Origin of the sequence: Asticcacaulis biprosthecium C19 (assembly GCF_000204015.1) — a bacterium.
GTDB lineage: Bacteria > Pseudomonadota > Alphaproteobacteria > Caulobacterales > Caulobacteraceae > Asticcacaulis > Asticcacaulis biprosthecius.
Map to the genome: position 1 here is coordinate 227,548 of NZ_GL883081.1, position 18,915 is coordinate 246,462.

Genomic DNA, 18,915 nt, shown 5'->3' on the forward strand with positions numbered 1-18,915 from the left:
AATGGGCATCGGTCAATGTTTAGGGCGATTGGTATAACTTATTGTTTTAAAATGTAATTTGTCCGAAAGTCGGATTGCGGTCCAGGTTTGGAAACCCTGCTGTTCCGCTTCCTGGATATAGTCGTCAATTCGATCAATTTCGCATTGATTGAATTCCGCCGTCTCGCGCTTTTTCGTAGGTAGACATGAACGACGCCCTAAGGCCGGCGTAGTGGTATGTCATCCCCTGAACAGAGGGTGGCAGATAGAATAACCTTGGCTTATCGAAGCCGTCATATGTATGGTTTTGGGAAAACGGCGGCGTACGGGTCGCAACAGATCGCGATTGCTTAGACGCGTCATAGACGTCAACAGGGTATACACATCTTGCCTATCCGCATACTGCGCCGGCTGACGGACGCCTCCTCCTGGCGCGTCTACCTGATTCTAGCGGTAGCTATCTTAGCCGCGCTAGTCAGTTTCAGCCTGTCCCTTCAGCACCGCTATCTGGACGGCGTCGTCCGGCGGGGCGAGACCCTGCAATACGATGCGCCGGGTCAGAAGTCTCAAACGGTCGTCAGTCTGCGGCATCCAAACGACGAGAAGGGCCTCATACTGCTGCCGTCGGACCTGACCGTGCAGGTGGAAGCCATAGGCGACTATGCCGCCCTCGATGCCTACCGGGAACGGCAGGACCGGATCGTCGCCATCATGAAGAGCCCGACTGTTCAGATTGGCGTAAGAGGGCCATCGGGAGAGATAGCCGAAGTACCGGTTCAGGTACGCGAACTTGACCTGTCCCGCTTGGGAGAAGGCTTCTGGGGACCGCTGATCGTCGGGCTGACCGCCTTCCTGATCGGCGGATGGGTATGGTGCCTCAAGCCGCATGAAACCGTCACTCAGGTCCTGGCCATCAATGGTCTTGGTATGCTGATTGCCGCCGCCACCGGCGCGATCTGTTTTTCCCAACCGATCGCCGCGCCTTCGGCTCTGATCTCCGCCGTGCTCGACGGCAACCATCTCGGCACCGCCATTTTCGGCATGTCGCTCATTTCATTATTTCTGATTTTTCCGAAGCGTTTGGTTTCCGACCGAGTATTGTGGGCGATCATGGCGACCAGCCTGGTGATCTCAGGGCTCGACTTTCTGCGGCTGTTGGGCGCAACCGACGCCATATTCGTTTTCTGCTTCGCCGTCATGGCGGCGGTAACCGGTCTGATCGGTATACAGAGTTTCAAAGCGCGCAAGGATCCAAACGCCAAGGCCTCGCTGTTGTGGCTAGGGCTGGCTGTCTTCGTCGGGGCGGGACTTTGGTGCCTCGTCATTGGCGCCCATGTCGTGCAGGGCCAGATGCAGACCATGCCCGGCAGCTACGTCTTCATCAGCTTTCTGATAACCTATGCTGGTATCGCCATCGGCGTGGCCCGCTTTCGCCTGTTCGAAGTCCGCGACTGGGCGTTCCGCATCTTCTTCTATGCCGTCGCTGCCGTTCTGTTCATAGCCCTGGATGCCGGCCTTATCTATCTTCTGGGCCTGACCCAGAGCATCGCCCTGCCCCTTGCCCTGGCGTTTATCGGTTTTGCTTACCTGCCGCTGAGGGACTTGCTGTGGCGCCGGTTCCTGCACGGCACGTCTCTGAACGACAGTGAGATTCTGGCGGCGGCGATGGACATGGCCTTTGCCCCGCAGGCGTCCCTTCGCCAGGCCAAGTGGCAGGGATTGCTGAACACCCTGTTCACCCCGCAGGTTATGGCGCCGGCCCCAGCGCAGGTCGACGCGGCCTTTATCGATGCCGATGGCCTGCACCTTCATGTCCCCGGCCTGACGGGCGTCCCTGCCCTTACACTGTCGTTTCCCCAGGGCGGTCGCGGCCTGTTTTCACCGAAACATGTCGAATTGGTCAATCAGATCCTGCGTCTTTCGCGCGAGGCCATGCAGGGCCTGACCGCGTATGAACGCGGCGCGGCCGAGCAACGCCATCGACTGGCCCAGAACCTGCACGACGACGTCGGCGCCAAGCTGGTGTCAGGCCTGAGTGTCGCCGACGACGCGTCGCGGCCGTTCATCTATGAGGCTCTGACAGAGATACGCGACATCGCTTCTGCGATGATCACCGAAAGCGCACCACTGGATCGCGTTGTAGCCGAGATGCGCCACGAAACGGTCCGACGCCTGGACGCTGCACGCATCGATCTCGACTGGCCGTTGTGGCCGGAAGATGCGCCCTTCGTTCAGATCAGCGCTCTGGACAAGAAGGCGCTGACCTCGGCCATGCGCGAAACCATCACCAACTGTATAAAACACGCCGGGGCCCAAAAGGTAGCGGTGCGGCTGGTATTGACGGGCAACCGCCTGCAGGTCAACATCACCGACGATGGCAAAGGCTTCGGGGAGCAGGTGATGGACGGCTCGGCCAGCGGACAGGGGCTGAGAAGCATTGCCGACCGGATTGCCCAAACCGGCGGTATTGCGCGGTTCAGCAATGCCGAGGGCGGCCAGACCGGCGCCGTCATCGCCTTCGACATGCCCTTAACCCCCAGCGGAAGTGCAACTCAATGACGCGTGACGGTCTTTGCCTCGTAATCGAGGACCAGCCCGACAATCAGGCACGGATGAAACAGGCCCTGACCGCGGCGTTCGACGGGCTTGAGATCGTCTGCGTCGCCAACCTGAAGGCGGGGCGGCTGTGGCTGAGCAGCCTGGATGGTGAAAGAGCCCGCAGGTTTGTTCTGGCCATTGTCGACCTGGGCCTGCCGGACGGATCAGGCATCGAGCTGATACAGGAGATTACAGCCGGTTTCCCCGCGGCAACCTGCGTCGTCTCCAGCATGTACGATGACGATGGTCACCTGTTTGAAGCCCTTTCGGCCGGGGCGCGTGGTTACCTGGTGAAGCATCAGGAGCCCGACATGATCGTCCACTACCTGCGCCGGATCGAACAGGGCGAACCGCCCTTGTCGCCGTCGATCGCCCTTCGGCTGCTCGACCATTTCCGGACCCAGGCCCCAAAGGCGGATCCGGACGTGGCCCTGACCGGGCGTGAGACCGAGACCCTGGCGCTTCTGGCGCGGGGACTGACGATCGCCGAGGTCGCCAGGCATCTGGGACTCGCCCATTCGACCGTTGCCGGGTATGTCAAGCTGATCTACCAGAAGCTCAATATTTCGACACGCGTGGAAGCCACCCTGCACGCGGTGAAACGCGGACTGGCTTAGAGCGTCAGCAACGGGGAACCAGAGTCAGAATACAAAATTGAACATTGTTCATTTTTATATTGAACAGCGTTCAAGGCGTGGTAATGTCTCCTCGCCCGCGCGCCACTGCCGGGCGCAACTGGACCTCCCGAGGCGAACTCCATGTCCGAAACCATTCCGTCACCCGAAACCCCGCCCCATCGCGGCCTGATCAGCCGAAGCAAGGGCACCAAGCTGCTGATCGTCTGCATCCTGGCCGTCCTGATGTCGATACCGGCTGGCGGCGTCTTCCTGCTGCTGCTGGACCGCACCCACCGCGCCGAGCAGGTCGCTAACGAAATCGGCGGACTGATGGGCGGGCCCCAGACCTTTCTGGGGCCCGTGATCTCGGTGCCCTATACGCTCCCGGCGCGCACCGAAACCGACGCCCAGGGCAACAAGACCCTGGTGCCGTCGACAACCTCGAGCCTGATCGTGTTTCCTGTCACCGGAGAAGCGACGGCCGCCAGTAAGAGCGAGGTCCGGTCACGGTCGCTGTTCCGCGTGCCGGTCTACACCACCGACCTGAACTTCAAGGCGCATTTCGACCTGAGCGGCGTCACCGCACCCAATGGCGGCGCCTTAGACTGGAGTCGGGCGCAGCTTCTGTCCGGCGCTTCGGATTCCCGCGGCGCCCGCAAAGACATCGTCGCGACCATTGATGGTACAGCGGTCACCCTGGCCCCGGCGCCGGAAGGCGCCCAGACCATCGGCAGCGACCAGGGCTCGTCGCGGCTGGACCTGTTTTCGACGCCCCTGCCTGAGCTCAACCCCGCCCAACCGCACGATATCACGCTCGACATGGCCTTCACGGGCGCCCAGAAGGTCGGCATCCTGGCCTTTGCCAAGTCGTCGAAAGTCACCATCGCCGGCGACTGGAACACGCCGTCCTTCGGCGGCGGTTTCCTGCCGTCGGAGCGCGCCTTCCCGCATACCGCCGAGACGCCCTTGGGTAAGGGTGAAACCGACCTAAAGTCCGGCTTCAGGGCGTCATGGTCGGTGCCCTTCGTCGCGCGCGGCCTGCCAGCGGTCATCGGTTTTGACAATCTGGCCAGCCTGGGCAAGTCGGAACTGTCGGTGACTTTCGTCGAAAACACAAATCCCTACCAGAACGTCGGCCGATCGCTGAAATACGCCCTGCTGTTCGTCGGCTTGGTGTTCCTCACCTATTTTGTGTTTGAAAGCACCAGCCGGCGCGAGCTTCACCCAGCGCAATATATCCTGGTCGGCCTGGCACAACTGACCTTCTACCTGCTGCTGCTGTCCTTCGCCGAACGCATCGGTTTCGACGCCGCCTTTGCGGTGGCCGCGACCGCAACCGTCGGCCTTATTTCGGCCTATGCCGGCATGGTGTTCAAGAGCCTGCTACGTGGCGTTGCTGCGCTGGGGGTATTCGGTCTGCTGTACGGCATGATCTACACCCTGATGCGGATGGAAGACTACGCCCTCCTCATCGGTGCGGTCTGCGCCTTCCTTGTCATCGCCACGGTGATGATCCTGACCCGCAACGTCAACTGGTACGGCACACCGCAACCTGCCGAGCGATAAGGCAGCCACGCGGCAGCTGCCTCGTACGACAACTGCCGCAACCTGCGCGAAGACGCCTCAGGATAGCTCAAGCTTGATTGTGACAGCGGGCGCTCAGTTTGGAATATTTTTTCTATTTATTTCATTTTTGAAATTGACCCTACGAAGCGACTGGCCCATCATGCCGGATTATGGCTGGGCAACGCTTCACATCCCTTGACGTTTTTCGCGGGCTGACGGTCGCCTTCATGATCGTGGTTAACACCTCCGGTCCTGGCGCCGCGCCGTTTGCTCAGTTATCGCACGCGACATGGTTCGGTTTGACCTTGGCGGACCTCGTCTTTCCCGCCTTCCTGTTCGCCGTCGGCAACGCCATGAGCTTTGGCGATCCCAAGTCAGGTCCGACAGGCCGCTATCTCGGCAAGGTCGTAAAGCGCGCCGCCATCCTCTTCCTGCTGGGTTACCTGATGTACTGGTTTCCGTTCGTCCATGCGACGGCGGATGGTTGGGCGCTGAATCCCGTCGAGCACACGCGAATACCGGGGGTGCTGCAACGGATAGCTCTGTGTTTTCTGGCCGCCGCGATCGCCGTGCGCTGGCTTGATGTGCCCAAACTCATCGGCCTGAGCGCGGTCTTACTGCTGGGTTACTGGGGCGCCCTGATGGTGTTCGGGCCACCGGGTGAGCAACTGACGCCGCTCGGCAATATCGGGGCGCTGATCGACCGTGCCGTCTTTGGCATCAACCACATGTACGCCAAGGGCAAGGGCTACGACCCGGAAGGCCTGTTCAGCACCTTGCCCGCCATCGTCAATGTCCTGGCCGGCTACCTGGCTGGCCGCTATATCCGCTCGCAACCGGACTTGCGCACCGTGGTGATACGTTTGGCGGTGGCCGCGGGCCTGATCGTGGCAGCCGCCCTGGCCTGGAGCCTGACTTTCCCGCTTTCGAAGCGGTTATGGACCAGTTCCTTTGCCCTCATCAATATCGGCATCGACCTGGGGCTTCTGGCAGGCCTCATCGCCTATGTCGAACTGGCCAGGCAGAAATTCGGCGTGCCGTTCTGCGAGGTCTTCGGGCGCAATCCACTGGCCATCTATCTGTTTTCGGAACTGCTGGTGACCGTGCTGCAATTGATCCGGCTGCCATCGGGCCAGGGGCTGTATGACGCCGCCGGCGGGCTGTTTCAGTTGGTCGCACCCGGCGCCCTCGGGGCCCTGCTCTGCGCCATTGCCTATATGCTGGTGTGCTGGGGCTTCGGCTATGTGCTCGACCGCAACCGCATTCTGATCAAGATCTGAAAGTGTATGATGACCCAACTTCCCGTCTCGCGGCGACATGCGCTGTTGGGCCTCGCCGCCCTGCCCTCGGTCGCTGCCGCCACACCGGCTCACCCAGCTCAGGCTGTGCTGACAAGGCTGATCGGACGACGCGCTAACGACTTCATGCTGGATATCCAGCCCGGCAGCGCACCAGCCTATGCCTACGACGCCCACGGTGGCCGCGTCACGGTCACGGCCTCGTCGCCGGTGGCGGCCGTACGCGGCGCCTACGCCTATCTCAGCGACTTCGGCCTGGCCCACACCAGTTGGGAAGGCGACCGCGTCGCCCTGCCCCGGCGCCTGCCCCAGGGCGGCAGCGGTCCGGTGACGTCGCCGTTCGCCCACCGCGTCTATATGAACACCTGCACCTTCGGCTACACCACGCCCTTCTGGGACTGGAAACGGTGGCGGCGCGAAATCGACTGGATGGCGCTGCACGGCATCGACATGCCCCTGGCTATGGAAGGCCAGGAATGGGTATGGCGCGAGCTGTGGCGCGGCGAAGGCCTGGACGACCGCGACCTAGACGCCTACTTTTCCGGCCCGGCCTTCACGCCCTGGCAGCGGATGGGTAATATCGAAGGCTATCAGGCGCCCCTCCCCCTTTCATGGATCGTCAAGAAGCGCGAATTGCAAAAGCGCATCCTGGGCGCCATGCGCGAACTAGGCATGGAGCCTATCCTGCCCGCCTTTGCCGGCTACGTCCCGAAAGCGTTCGCGGAAAGCCATCCCCAGGCGCGCATCTACCGCATGCGGGCATGGGAAGGCTTTCATGAGACCTACTGGCTGGATCCCGCCGATCCCCTGTTCGCGAAGCTGGCCGGGCGGTTCCTCGACCTGTACGACCAGACCTACGGCAAGGGCCGTTTCTATCTGGCAGACGCCTTCAACGAGATGCTGCCGCCGGTCGGCGACGGGCCGGTTGAAGGCGGCTACGGCGATTCCACCGCCAACAAGGAGGCCGTCGCCGAGGTCGATCCCGCGGTGAAGGCAGAACGTTTGGCGGCCTATGGCCAGAGGCTGCACGATTCGATCCGCAGTGCCCGGCCCGACGCCGTCTGGGTGATGCAGGGTTGGCTGTTCGGCGCCGATCAAGGCTTCTGGACGGGTGACGCCATCGCCGCCTTTCTGCGCAATGTGCCCGACGACGGACTGATGGTGCTGGACATCGGCAATGATCGCTATCCCAAGGTACGCCAGACAGCCCAAGCCTTCCATGGCAAGGGGTGGATCTACGGCTATGTCCACAATTACGGCGCGTCCAACCCGATCTATGGCGATCTCGGCTTCTACCGCCGCGATATGGCAGCGATCACTTCCGATCCGGCACGGGGCCGCTTGCAAGGGTTTGGTGTTTTTCCGGAAGGGCTCGACAGCAATTCAATCGTCTATGCCTATCTGTATGACCTGGCCTGGAACGGCGGGACGAAATCCCTAAGCGACTGGCTGGCCGGCTATACCCGCGCCCGCTATGGCATCAGTTCGCCCGAAGTGGTGACGGCGTGGCTGGACATCGTCAAAGGGGTGTATGGCACGCGCTACTGGACACCGCGGTGGTGGCGGTCGACCGCCGGCGCCTATCTGCTGTGCAAGCGGCCAGACATTGCCATGGCGGATTTCGAAGGCGCACCGGGCGATCGCGCAGCCTTGCGCGCCGGTCTGGCCAGGTTGGCGGCGATACGGCACGACAGTCCCCTGTTGCGTTACGACGTGATCGAATTCACGCGGCACCTGGCCAGCCTTCATCTCGACAATCTGATCCGCACGGCGCTGGTCGCCTATCGGGACGGCGACGTAGCGGCAGGGGATCGGTCGGCCACGGAGGTAAGACGCGTGACCATCGCGATTGATGACCTGATGGGCGCCCAGCCCTGTCATCTGGCGGGCTGGATCGAACAGGCGCGCGCATATGGCGATACCGCCACGGAGAAGCCCTATTACGAACGTAACGCGCGTGCCCAGGTCACTGTGTGGGGCGGCAAGGGCAATCTGCACGACTACGCCTCCAAGGCCTGGCAGGGCCTCTACCGCGACTTTTACCTGCCGCGCTGGGAGATGCTGTTCGCAGCCCTTCGCACCGGCACGTATAACCCAGCAGCAACGACAGAGCGCCTGATCGCCTGGGAAAACGCCTGGGTCGAATCAAAGGAACCTGTCGCCCATCGTGTCCCCTCCGATGCGGCGGGCGACGCGGCGCGGTTGCTGGCGATTCTGTCCTGATCCGGTCAAAACTGTGGTGTTTCAGTTACAGGCATGGAAAACCTGAGCTGAACCCATGGTGGAGCGACGGATCTCGGAATTTCGAAAAATATTGCAAATCAACGGATTGCAGCTATCAGCGGCCGAACCGCAACTTTTGAAACCATTAGATCAATATGTTTTGAAATGAAAATATCATATTTGATATTTCATGGAATTGACATTCCGTAACATCGCTTTTAGTCTGAGAATTGTCGCAGAGGCCCCTCACGAACCGCATTTTTGGTCTGGGGGTGGCTGCGGCCAAGAACAGAAAACCAAACACTCAGGGGCCAGTATGAACTTCCGCAGAATTTCGGCGAAGGGACGACGTGCCTGATTGCCGCGGCGAAGGCAGGATCGGCCACAAATCCCGCCTTCGTATCGCCGGCCTCGCCGTTCGAAAGCCGGAAAAATTGGTCGGCCAATTTTCAGGGTTGAAATATTGGTTCGCACCAAAGGCGCTTTCGGACCTGACACAACACAAATCCCGACCGGGCGGACGGGCAACAACACAGGAGAAACACAATGAAAAAAGGCACATCTTTCAACCGAAAGAACTTCAGGTACGCACTGCTGGGAGCCACCATTCTCGCTGGCGCCGCCGGCGCCGCCTATGCTCAGGACGCAGCGCCACCGGCCGGCGACGTGGTCGTGGTGACCGGCTTCAAAAGAAGTGCGGCCGACGCCATCCGGGCGAAAAAGCAGAATATTGAAATCTCGGACGGTATCTCGTCGGACGGCCTGGGCCGCTTTCCCGACCTGAACGTCGGTGAAGCCCTGCAACGCATTCCGGGCGTCCAGATCAACCGCGAGGCCGAGGGCCGCAACGCGACGATCGGTCTTCGCGGCATGCCGGGCTACTACGCCCGCACGACCCTGAACGGGCAAGCCTTTGCCGAACCCCCGTACGTAACGACCACGGGCGGCGCCGACGGCACGCCGCTTGGCGCCTTCAACTCCGACATCTTCACGGCCTTCTCGATCCAGAAGTCGCCGATGGCCAATTCCCAGTCTGGCGGCCTGTCCGGCAATATCGACATGCAGATCTCGCCAGCCCTGTCACGCAAGGACGGCGGCTTTGCCAAGGCAGCCTATGAGTATAACACGAACGGCGGCCTCGGCGCCCCCGCCTATACCATCGGCTACAACAAGCACATCAACAGCGATTTCGCAGTGTTCGGCACGTTCGCCTACCGCAAGGAAAACTTCCGTCGCGACACCTTGCGGTATAACGGCTACAACCGCATCACCCTGGCCCAAAGCAAGCTGACGGCGCAACAGTTCGCGGACGCCTATGGCGCCTATTACGGAACGACCGCCAGTTCTTCGACCTTTACCCTGGCTCAGGCGCTCGGCAACAATGTCTATACCGCGCCGTCGAACGTCGGAAGTGCGTCGCAGAACGGTATCTGGGCTCTGGGCCTGATGCGGCAATATACACGCATGAACGTCGGCACGCTGCAGTCCGGCTCAGCCGGCGCTGAATGGCGGGTGAATGATAACCTCAAGATTGGTGTTACGGCCTACCACAGCGACCGCGACCTGCCGGATACCGTACAATACTTCCTTTTGAACGACCCGTTTGGCACGGCGACCGTTGAACCTCTCACCTCACCGGTTGTGATGGAAAATGGCTTTGCCGTCGTCCCGCGCACCCGCAACAGCAACTATGATGGCAAGACCTCGACGCGTCTGTTCTCGCAAAAGCAGGCGGCCGATGGCGTGTTCCTCAACGCTGAGTGGGAAAACGACAAGTGGCGCTTCGCCGGTGTCATTGCCGCCACAACATCTTCGAATTCCTCCGAGGAAACCGAGCTTGACCTGCGTACCGTGACCCTGGGCGGTTCGGGCAACAACGGCCTGGTCGAAATCATGGATACCGGATTGGGCGAGTTGGGGGATTTCTATCAGTCCGTTACGCCGACGCCGCAAAACGTGATGTTCACACTACCTTTCCGGGCCTCAACGTCGACGGCTGGGTTCCAGCCCGGCTATTGGAACTGGGCCCCGAATGCACCAACAGATCTGTTCACCTCAGACGGGAAGTATTTGCTGCACTTGGGTGGTACGCATCGCTATGCCACCAAGAGTGTAAATTCCGTGCAATTCGATGCGGAACGCCAGGTCGAGTTTGGCCCGATCACCAGCATTCAAGGCGGAATCCGGTCGGAAGGCAACGAATACGAAAGCCGTGGCGTGCGCAATATGGCGTACGGCATCCAGACACAGAACATAACCGCTTCGATGCTGATCAAGGCGCCGTCCGTCGACGACTTTATGGAAGGCAAGGCGCCCATCAATACGGATTGGCTGACGATTGATCCAATCCCCTTCCTGAATGCTATTCGTCCCGTCACCAAATACGGCAACGGAGAGCTTTCGGACCTTGGATTTAACGTCTTCTATGCCGATGGCGGATTCGCAAACAACAACTTCAAGGTGACCAACGACCTCATGCAGGCTTACATTCAAGCCAAGTATGACACCAGCATCTTCGGGCATCGCGTTCGCGGTAACGTCGGCGTCCGTTCCGAAACCACGGAATACGAAGTGACGACCCTGGATCGTACGGCGCGTGTGGCCAGCAACGGCGGTGTCGGCGCCCGGTCCGATTTCACGTGGCACACCTACAAGGACTCCTACAGCCAGATTCTGCCGTCGGCTATCGCGGTTGCAGATGTTTTCGAAAACGTGGTCCTTCGCGCCGCCTACTATAAGACCTATGTCCGACCCGATCCGCAAACCAGCAGCCCGGTTCGCAACTACTCCTATTCCACAAACAACGAGTCGACACTGACGCAGACGATAACCAATGTGAATATCAATCTGGCCAGCGGCCAGTTGAAGCCCTACCTGGCTGACAACTATGATCTTTCCTTGGAATGGTACAATCGTCCCAATGGTCTCATCTCGCTGGCCTACTTCAAGAAGAAACTGACGAACCGCGTCGCCGCCATTGCCGATCCGGCACTTCTGTGCCCGGCAGATGGCAGTGATTGGGGCTTCGGGGCGCTGACCTGGAATGGCAGCTACTGCAGCGCGACCAATGCAAATGATGTCGTGAATGGTGTTCCCAATTCTTATCGGATTTTCGCAAGCGGTCTTCAGAACATCGACTCACCGACCTATGTCAGTGGTCTTGAGTTCAACATTCAGCAGAACTTCGATTTCCTGCCCAGCTTCTGGAAAAACTTTGGCGGATCCTTCAACTACGCCTTCACCCAGGCAAAACAGACTGGCGGTTCAAAGACCCCCTTCCCCGGGATCTCCAAGCACAACTACAACGCAATCCTGTACTACGAAACGTCCAAGTACGGCATTCGCGCGGTCTATAACTGGCGTTCGGAATACAATCTGGATGGCTCGGGGACCTTCTTCGGTAACGCCCGGAATGCGGCCGCCCGCGGCCAGCTCGACCTCTCAGCGTCGTACAATATCAACGAGCGCGTCTCCATCTCGCTTGATGCCTACAACCTGACCAACTCCTTCCGTAAGGAATATCAGGGCGACGAACGTATGGTCCGCCAGATCGACTACGACGGCCAAACCTTCACTGCCAGCGTCAAGGCCTCCTTCTAGGCTTTTGCGCCACGGGCAACCTTCTGATCCCGAGTCAGCCGGTTGGAAGGGCCAGAATGTGTAAAGCATTCTGGCCCAAGTCCCGAATTTGTAAGCCTCCGCGTAACTCTCAACCAACTTCCTCCAAAATCGGAATGACGTATAACCATCGTCATTCCGATTTTTTTTTCGCGACGCTCCAAATCAAAAAGTGGATATCCACCCTTGATTTGACACTGGAGAAAGCTCAGCCTCTTGCGGGTTGCGTTTTTCGTCAGGGACGGTCCATTTCCATGCCAGTGACACGCTGGGTGAATACAGTTGCACCGATAGGACGCCGGATATGGCCGGTGCGGAACCCATCGACATCCTGCAACCAGAAGACCGGCCGGGGATCGGGCTTTTGTGTCTGGAATTCGATATGGTCGAGTTCGATGTTTCTGGCCTGCCGCACAAACAGACCGCTCGCCGGCAGATCACCGAACATGTTGGGTTCAGGATAACCAGCCTCATTGAGAGGCGGCATACGACTGGCCAGCGCTGGGTCGGCACCACCGAGGGATTGCAGGAACATATCGGAGATCCGGATGTCTTCAACCTTGTAACCCTCAACACCAGCGATAATTGACGGCATGATAGCTGCGGCAGACGAGGTAATGTTGCTGATAATTACGCGTTTCAGTGTACCGGGCACTACGCCGGCAGGACCGCGCATTCGCCGCCCTAACCGCAAGAATATCGGTGCCGTCGTCACTTCACGCATGGAAATGTTGGTGATGGTGATGTCTTCGAGATGCGCGCCATCAACGGTTTCCAGGGCAATGCCCCGGCACTTGTCGAAGACGATGTTGGAGATAGTGATGTTGCGGAAGCCACCATTTGACTCCGTACCCAGTTTGATGCGCCCATGGGTACCCTTGGGTTCCGGCAGGAAGACCTTATAGCTTCCGTCCAGCACGGAACCGATGACGTAGCTCCCCGAAACGTAGCAGTTGGTGATCGTCACATTCTCCGTCGCGCGGGGGTAGCCAAGAGCGTAGGACGATTTGGGGCAAATGGCGTCGTCCCAAGGCGAATTGATAGTACAGTTGGATATCCGGACGTTCTTGCAACAGTCGATATCCAGTCCATCGCGGTTGGTGTCGATCAGCAGGTTGTCGATGGTTAAATTGTCGACGCCAGTGGCGAGCAAACCGAACCAGCCTGCCTGCAACATACGGAAGTCACGCAGCAGCACATTGCGGCACAGCTTGAGGGCGATCGCCTTGTCGCCCACACCGGGACGGCCGGAAATGGGCATGCCCTTGTCATAGTCATGGCCGCGCCCCAGGCCCTTCCCCCAAATAAGGCCAGGTCCTTCGATAGCGATATCGTTGAGCCCCTCCCCCCAGATCAGGCTGTTGCGCCAATGCCCGTGACCGTGGTCCTGGAAGTCCCGATAGGACTCAGGCAGGTCGACATCCTGATCATAACCGCCCGAGGTCATGCCTTCAATCGGTGTCGGGGCGGCCACGATCACAGCGCCAGCGTCAAGATAGAGCCGAATATGGCTTTTCAGCCGGATCGTGTAGCAGGCGTAGGAACCGGCGGGAAAATACAATGTGCCACCGCCTCGGCTCGCCAGATGGTCAATTGCGGCGTTTACGGCTGGCGTATCGATGGTCGTTCCGTCACCCCTGGCACCGAAATCGCGCACATTGAGACCGAAGGGTGTGTCGGCGCGCGCCGGTCCCGCCCACGATATCCGCGGCAACAGAATTGCAGCGGCGGTCAAGGCCAGAATATGACGGCGGGATAGGACTTCCATGGCGACCTCCTTGTTTAAACATGCCCAGAACCGAGCATGTCAAATTTAGAATAAAAATATCATTTTAACAATTTTCAAAATTGACGTTTCTAAATTTCTGACCTAGAGTCGGGTTACAGCCTTAGCAGCCCACCGACTCAAAATTGGTCGGCCAATTTGTCGAAACCCTGCAACTGACGTGACCATGTCCAGAATTACCGCCGCCCGCGTTATCGTGACCTCCCCAGGGCGCAACTTCGTCACCCTGAAGATTGAGACGGCCGAAGGCTTGCACGGTGTCGGCGATGCAACCTTGAACGGCCGCGAGCTGGCCGTGGCGAGCTATCTGACTGACCACGTCATCCCGTGCCTGATCGGTCGTGACGCGCATCGTATCGAGGACATTTGGCAATTTCTGTACAAGGGCGCCTACTGGCGCGGCGGCCCCGTGGGCATGACCGCCATCGCCGCGGTCGACATGGCGTTATGGGATATCAAGGGCAAGGCGGCGGGTCTGCCCGTCTATCAGTTGCTGGGCGGGGCCTGCCGCGACGGCGTCACCGTCTACGGCCATGCCAATGGCGAGACGATCGACGACACCATTGCCGAAGCGCTGAAGTACAAGGCCCTGGGCTATAAGGCGATCCGGTTGCAGACCGGCGTACCCGGCCTGCCGTCCACCTACGGCGTCTCGCGCGACAAGATGTTCTATGAGCCGGCCGACAATGACCTGCCGACGGAAAATGTCTGGTCGACGCCGAAATACCTCAACCATATCCCGAACCTGTTTGCCGCTGCACGTGAGGCCTTGGGGTGGGACGTCCATCTGCTCCACGACGTCCACCACCGCCTTACCCCAATCGAAGCCGGCCGACTGGGCAAGGATCTCGAACCTTATCGCCTGTTCTGGATGGAGGACGCTACCCCGGCTGAGAACCAGGAAGCCTTCCGCCTGATCCGCCAGCACACGACCACGCCATTAGCGGTTGGCGAGATCTTTTCAAACGTCTGGAACTGCAAGGACCTGATCCAGAACCAATTGATCGACTACATCCGCGCCACAGTTCTGCACGCCGGCGGGATCAGCCATATGCGCCGGATCGCTGCCCTGGCCGACCTGTACCAGGTCCGCACGGGCTGTCATGGCGCTACTGACCTCTCGCCGGTGACCATGGCAGCGGCGCTGCATTTCGACATGTCGATTCCGAATTTCGGCTTGCAGGAATATATGCGTCACACGGCGGAAACCGACGAGGTCTTCCCGCATGGCTACAGTTTTGAGGACGGCTATCTGCATCCGGGCGACGCGCCCGGGCTGGGCGTCGATATCGACGAGGCCCGCGCCGCCCTTTATCCCTATCGGCGCAGTTACCTGCCCGTGAACCGTCTGGAAGACGGCACGATGTTCAACTGGTAGCGCCCACGTTCCCGCAGCACGGCCTTCCCTCATCTCCCTGGCTCGTGCTGAACTAAAGCCCGGCATCTCGTGTGCCGGGCTTCTTTTTATGTCACGGCGGCGATCCATTCATGCTGCGGATCGTTGCGGAATATCCAGCGGCGTTCGGGGCCGGCCATGACATTGAGATAGTAGAGATTGTAGCCGTGCGGCGCGCCTACGGGATGGTAGCCGCGCGGCACCATGACGACGTCGCCATCTTCGACCAACACGGCTTCGTCCAGCGTACGATCGTCAGTATAGACCCTTTGGAAAGCGAAGCCCTGCGGCGGGTCAAGCCGGTGATAATAGGTCTCTTCCAGGGCCGTTTCCGCCCCCGCCTCCGCCGTGTCATGCTTGTGCGGCGGGTAGCTGGACCAGTGGCCAGCCGGGGTAACCACCTCGACCACCAGCAGACTATGGGCCGGGCGGTCCTGGGGCAGGATATTGCGGACATAGCGGGTGTTGGTGCCTTGACCGCGGACCTCACGGCTCATCTCGGCATCCGGAATGCGACGTGGCGCATAACCCGGCGCACCCGGCGCCGTACAAACGGCCAGTTCAAGTTCGGTCAGGGCCGTGACGGCATAGTCACTGGCAGGCGGAACAAAGACCGCACCCGGTGCGGCATCTTCGAATGGCGACGAACGCCCCCCGACAGACGCAAAGACCTCGTCGCCGATACGGATATCGGCGCTTCCGGCCACGGCAACCAGACAGGTTTCGCGCGTCATTTCCTGGCCGGTAAAGCTCTGGCCCGGTGACAGCTTGACCACAGTAAATCCGACATGCGTCCAGCCGGCGCTTTGCGGCGTGACGGTCAGCACCTGTCCCTTGGCATCCTTCGCGTGGGGCCTGACCCGCAGATGGCTCACGCCGCCACCGCCTCGATCAGTCCGGCCTTGCGTGCAGCATCCTTCAGCGTCTTGAGCCCCAGTTCGGCATAGGTGCGCGGATCTGCCTTGGCGGGATCCTGCTCGGCCTCGATGATGATCCAGCCACTGTAGCCGATGGCTTTCAGCCCGGTCATGACGCGATCGAAGTCGATAGAGCCGTCGCCTGGCACCGTGAACATGCCGGCCAGCACGCCGTTGAGGAAGCTGTCGTCCTTGCCCGCCGTGGCGTCGAACACCGCCTGGCGGACGTCCTTGCAATGGACGTGGGTGACCCGCTCAGGGTAGTCGGCAATGACCTGGTGCGGATCTATGCCACCGAGAACCGCGTGGCCGGTATCCAGGGTCACACCAACATTGGCGCGGGTATGACGGAAAAAATTCTGCAGGTCTTCAGCGTCCTGAACCACCGTACCCAGATGGTAGTGATAGGCCAGTTTCAGGCCGTGGGCAGCGACATAGTCGGCGACGGCGCTGAGACGCGCGCCGAATTGTACCCAACCCGCTTCGTCGAGATGGGGCCGGGTGTTCAACGGGGTATTGCGCTGGCCGTGGATCGCGTTGCTGGTCTCCGCAATGACGAAGACCTTGCTGCCCAGAGCGCGCAGCAGGGCGAGATGGCCCTGGAGGGCGGCGATCTCGGCCTCGGCATCGCGCGTCAGCAGTTCACAACTGTACCAGCCCCCGACCAGGTCGAGGTTGAAACGGCCAAGCACCGACTTCAGTTCGGCCGGGTCCTTCGGAAAGGCGCCGCCCAGCTCCGAACCGGCAAAGCCGACCTCGGTAATGTCTTTCAGCACGCTGTCGAGCGGGGTGTCGCCACCCAGTTCCGGCATGTCGTCATTGATCCAGGCGATGGGGCTGACGCCGAAGGTGATGGTCATGAGTTGTCCCTGATGGTCTTGAGTTTCTGGTCATAGGCGGCACGCGCGGCCTGGACGGCGGGCGAGTCCGATACCTGAGGCACGGCGACGTCCCACCAGGCGCCGCCCTCGTTCGTGCCTGTCGTGGCTTCGGTGTCGATGACGACGACATTGACGCCGCCCCTCGCCCGGGCGTCACGGATGGCGGCTTCAAAGCCTGAGATGTCGTCAGCCTTGACGGCATGGGCACCCATGGCTGCGGCGTGGGCGACGAAGTCGATCCGGGGCAGTTCGGTGTGCCAGGAATCCGCCAGCCGGTTGTTGAACGGCTCTCCGCCGGTCGCCGTCTGCAGGCGGTGGATACAACCGAAGGCACGGTTGTCGATCAGCACCACCGTCATCCGCACGCCCATCATGACCGCCGTGGCCAGTTCCGAATTCATCATCAGATAGCTGCCGTCGCCGACAAGAACATAGACTTCGCGCTCGGGCTCGGCCAAGGCGACGCCCAATCCGCCGGCGACCTCATAGCCCATGCAGGAATAGCCGTACTCCATGTGATAGCCGCCGGATTGCTTCGTCCGCCACAGCTTGTGCATGTCGCCCGGCAGGCCTCCGGCGGCCGCGACCACAATGGCATTGTCGTCTACGGTCCGCATCAGCGCGCCCAGCACGCGGGCTTCAGTAGCCGGTTCGGCCGCGGCCAGCACCCTGTCGACCGTCGCATCCCACTCGGCCCGCGCGGCGCTGAGTCTGTCGGACCAGGAGACCGGCGCTGGCTGTACGGTGACGGCCTCCAGCACGGATCTGGCATCGCCGACCACGGCCAGGGCGTTGAACTTGCCGGCATCGAAGGCGGCGGTGTTGACGGACACAATCCGCGCCTGAGGAAACAAAGCCGCCGATCCCGTGGTAAAGTCCTGCAGCCGCGTCCCAACAGCCAGAATCAGGTCGGCCTCGCGCGCTGCCTGGTTGGCGGCGTCGGTCCCGGTGACCCCGATGGCGCCCAAATTGAGCGGGTGATCGTGGGGCACAGCCCCCTTCCCGGCCTGGGTTTCGCAGAACGGGATGTTGTGGCGTTCGGCAAAGCTAGCCAGGGCCGCTTCGGCGCGGCTGTAGCGGACCCCGCCGCCGGCGATCATCAGCGGGCGTTGCGCCACCGACAGGGCCTGGAGCAGGTCGGTCATATCCGCCGGATCAGGCTGCAGCCGGCGCAGGCGCCAGACCTTGGCCGTGAAAAAGTCTTCCGGGTAGTCGAAGGCCTCGGCCTGGACGTCCTGGCACAGGGCCAGGGTGACCGGGCCGCAATCGGCCGGGTCGGTCAGAACCGCCATGGCGCGCGGCAGGCTTTTCAGGATCTGCTCCGGACGCGTGATGCGGTCGAACCAGCGCGACACCGGTCGGAAACAGTCATTGACCGTGACCGTGCCGTCAGCGAAATCCTCGATCTGTTGCAGTACCGGATCGGGGCGTCGGCTGGCATAGACGTCTCCCGGCAGGAACAGGACCGGCAGGCGATTGATATGGGCGACGGCCGCGGCGGTGACCATATTGGTGGCGCCCGGCCCGATCGAGGTCGTGCAGGCAAAGGCGCGCTGACGCCGCATTTGCTTCGTGTAGGCAATGGCAGAATGGGCCATGGCCTGTTCATTGTGGGCGCGATAGGTCGGCAGGTCGTCGCGGACGCCATAGAGCGCGTCGCCCATACCGGCAACATTGCCATGGCCGAAAATCGCCCAGACACCGGCAAAGAAGGGCACCACACCGGACTCGGTCTCCACCGACTGGCGCGTCAGGTAACGCGTCAGGGCCTGGGCCATGGTCAGTCGAATCGTCACGCCACGCTTTCCTTAAAAGACGCCCGCGCCGGCCGCCGGCGCATGTCACGCCAGGCAGTGACCAGACGCGACAGCTTCGACGCCATGGCATCGACCGCGCCGGCATCGTCCATCTCGCCCTTCAGCCACCGGGCGGCGACATCGTGGAAGATGGTGCGGCCAATGGCAAATCCTTTCACGCATTCAAACCGCGCCGCGACCTCGAAAGCGCGCAGAAGTTCGTCCTCCGGCGCCGACAGG

General features: G+C 60.9%; 12 protein-coding genes. 7 read left to right on the forward strand and 5 right to left on the reverse strand.

Annotation, left to right across the window (positions count from 1 at the left end; translation table 11 throughout):
• Positions 1-366 precede the first annotated feature (366 nt).
• The 6 genes from ABI_RS23105 (at position 367) to ABI_RS23130 (ending at position 11,881) form a co-directional block, all read left to right on the forward strand.
• Entirely contained in the window at positions 367-2,538 is a 2,172-nt protein-coding gene (locus ABI_RS23105) for a sensor histidine kinase (RefSeq protein ID WP_006275502.1), read from the forward strand.
• Positions 2,535-3,194, forward strand: coding sequence for a response regulator (locus ABI_RS23110; protein WP_006275503.1), 660 nt, complete (start codon positions 2,535-2,537; stop codon positions 3,192-3,194). The genes ABI_RS23105 and ABI_RS23110 overlap by 4 nt, the downstream gene beginning before the upstream one ends.
• 141 nt (positions 3,195-3,335) lie before the next feature.
• On the forward strand, positions 3,336-4,760 hold the full coding sequence (creD, locus tag ABI_RS23115; protein ID WP_040310013.1) for a cell envelope integrity protein CreD: 1,425 nt from the start codon (positions 3,336-3,338) through the stop codon (positions 4,758-4,760).
• Between the two features lie 170 nt (positions 4,761-4,930).
• On the forward strand, positions 4,931-6,040 hold the full coding sequence (locus ABI_RS23120) for an acyltransferase family protein (RefSeq protein WP_006275504.1): 1,110 nt from the start codon (positions 4,931-4,933) through the stop codon (positions 6,038-6,040).
• Between the two features lie 9 nt (positions 6,041-6,049).
• Positions 6,050-8,281 (forward strand): alpha-N-acetylglucosaminidase, encoded by a 2,232-nt coding sequence (locus ABI_RS23125; protein ID WP_245531432.1) that lies wholly within the window; start codon positions 6,050-6,052, stop codon positions 8,279-8,281.
• Between the two features lie 546 nt (positions 8,282-8,827).
• The gene (locus ABI_RS23130) at positions 8,828-11,881 is read left to right on the forward strand and encodes a TonB-dependent receptor (protein ID WP_006275507.1); all 3,054 of its coding nucleotides are present in this window, start codon (positions 8,828-8,830) and stop codon (positions 11,879-11,881) included.
• A gap of 253 nt (positions 11,882-12,134) precedes the next feature.
• On the opposite strand, the gene ABI_RS23135 is transcribed toward ABI_RS23130, so the two are convergent.
• On the reverse strand, positions 12,135-13,556 hold the full coding sequence (locus tag ABI_RS23135) for a rhamnogalacturonidase (RefSeq protein ID WP_374188364.1): 1,422 nt from the start codon (positions 13,554-13,556) through the stop codon (positions 12,135-12,137).
• Between the two features lie 295 nt (positions 13,557-13,851).
• On the opposite strand from ABI_RS23135, the gene manD reads away from it, so the two are divergent.
• A complete protein-coding gene (gene manD / locus ABI_RS23140) occupies positions 13,852-15,063 on the forward strand; it encodes a D-mannonate dehydratase ManD (RefSeq protein WP_006275509.1) in 1,212 nt (403 codons plus the stop codon).
• A gap of 86 nt (positions 15,064-15,149) precedes the next feature.
• On the opposite strand, the gene iolB is transcribed toward manD, so the two are convergent.
• From iolB to ABI_RS24665, 4 genes are all read right to left on the reverse strand, one after another.
• Positions 15,150-15,956 carry a 5-deoxy-glucuronate isomerase gene (gene iolB, locus ABI_RS23145; RefSeq protein ID WP_006275510.1) on the reverse strand — a complete coding sequence of 269 codons (807 nt, stop codon included), beginning with the start codon at positions 15,954-15,956 and terminating at the stop codon, positions 15,150-15,152.
• On the reverse strand, positions 15,953-16,858 hold the full coding sequence (gene iolE / locus ABI_RS23150; protein ID WP_006275511.1) for a myo-inosose-2 dehydratase: 906 nt from the start codon (positions 16,856-16,858) through the stop codon (positions 15,953-15,955). The genes iolB and iolE overlap by 4 nt, the downstream gene beginning before the upstream one ends.
• Positions 16,855-18,657, reverse strand: a complete 1,803-nt coding sequence (iolD, locus tag ABI_RS23155) for a 3D-(3,5/4)-trihydroxycyclohexane-1,2-dione acylhydrolase (decyclizing) (RefSeq protein ID WP_006275512.1) — start codon at positions 18,655-18,657, stop codon at positions 16,855-16,857. The genes iolE and iolD overlap by 4 nt, the downstream gene beginning before the upstream one ends.
• A gap of 14 nt (positions 18,658-18,671) precedes the next feature.
• Positions 18,672-18,915, reverse strand: a 244-nt coding sequence (locus ABI_RS24665; protein WP_040310015.1) for a 2-deoxy-5-keto-D-gluconate 6-phosphate aldolase domain-containing protein, incomplete at its 5' end; no start/stop codon positions are given.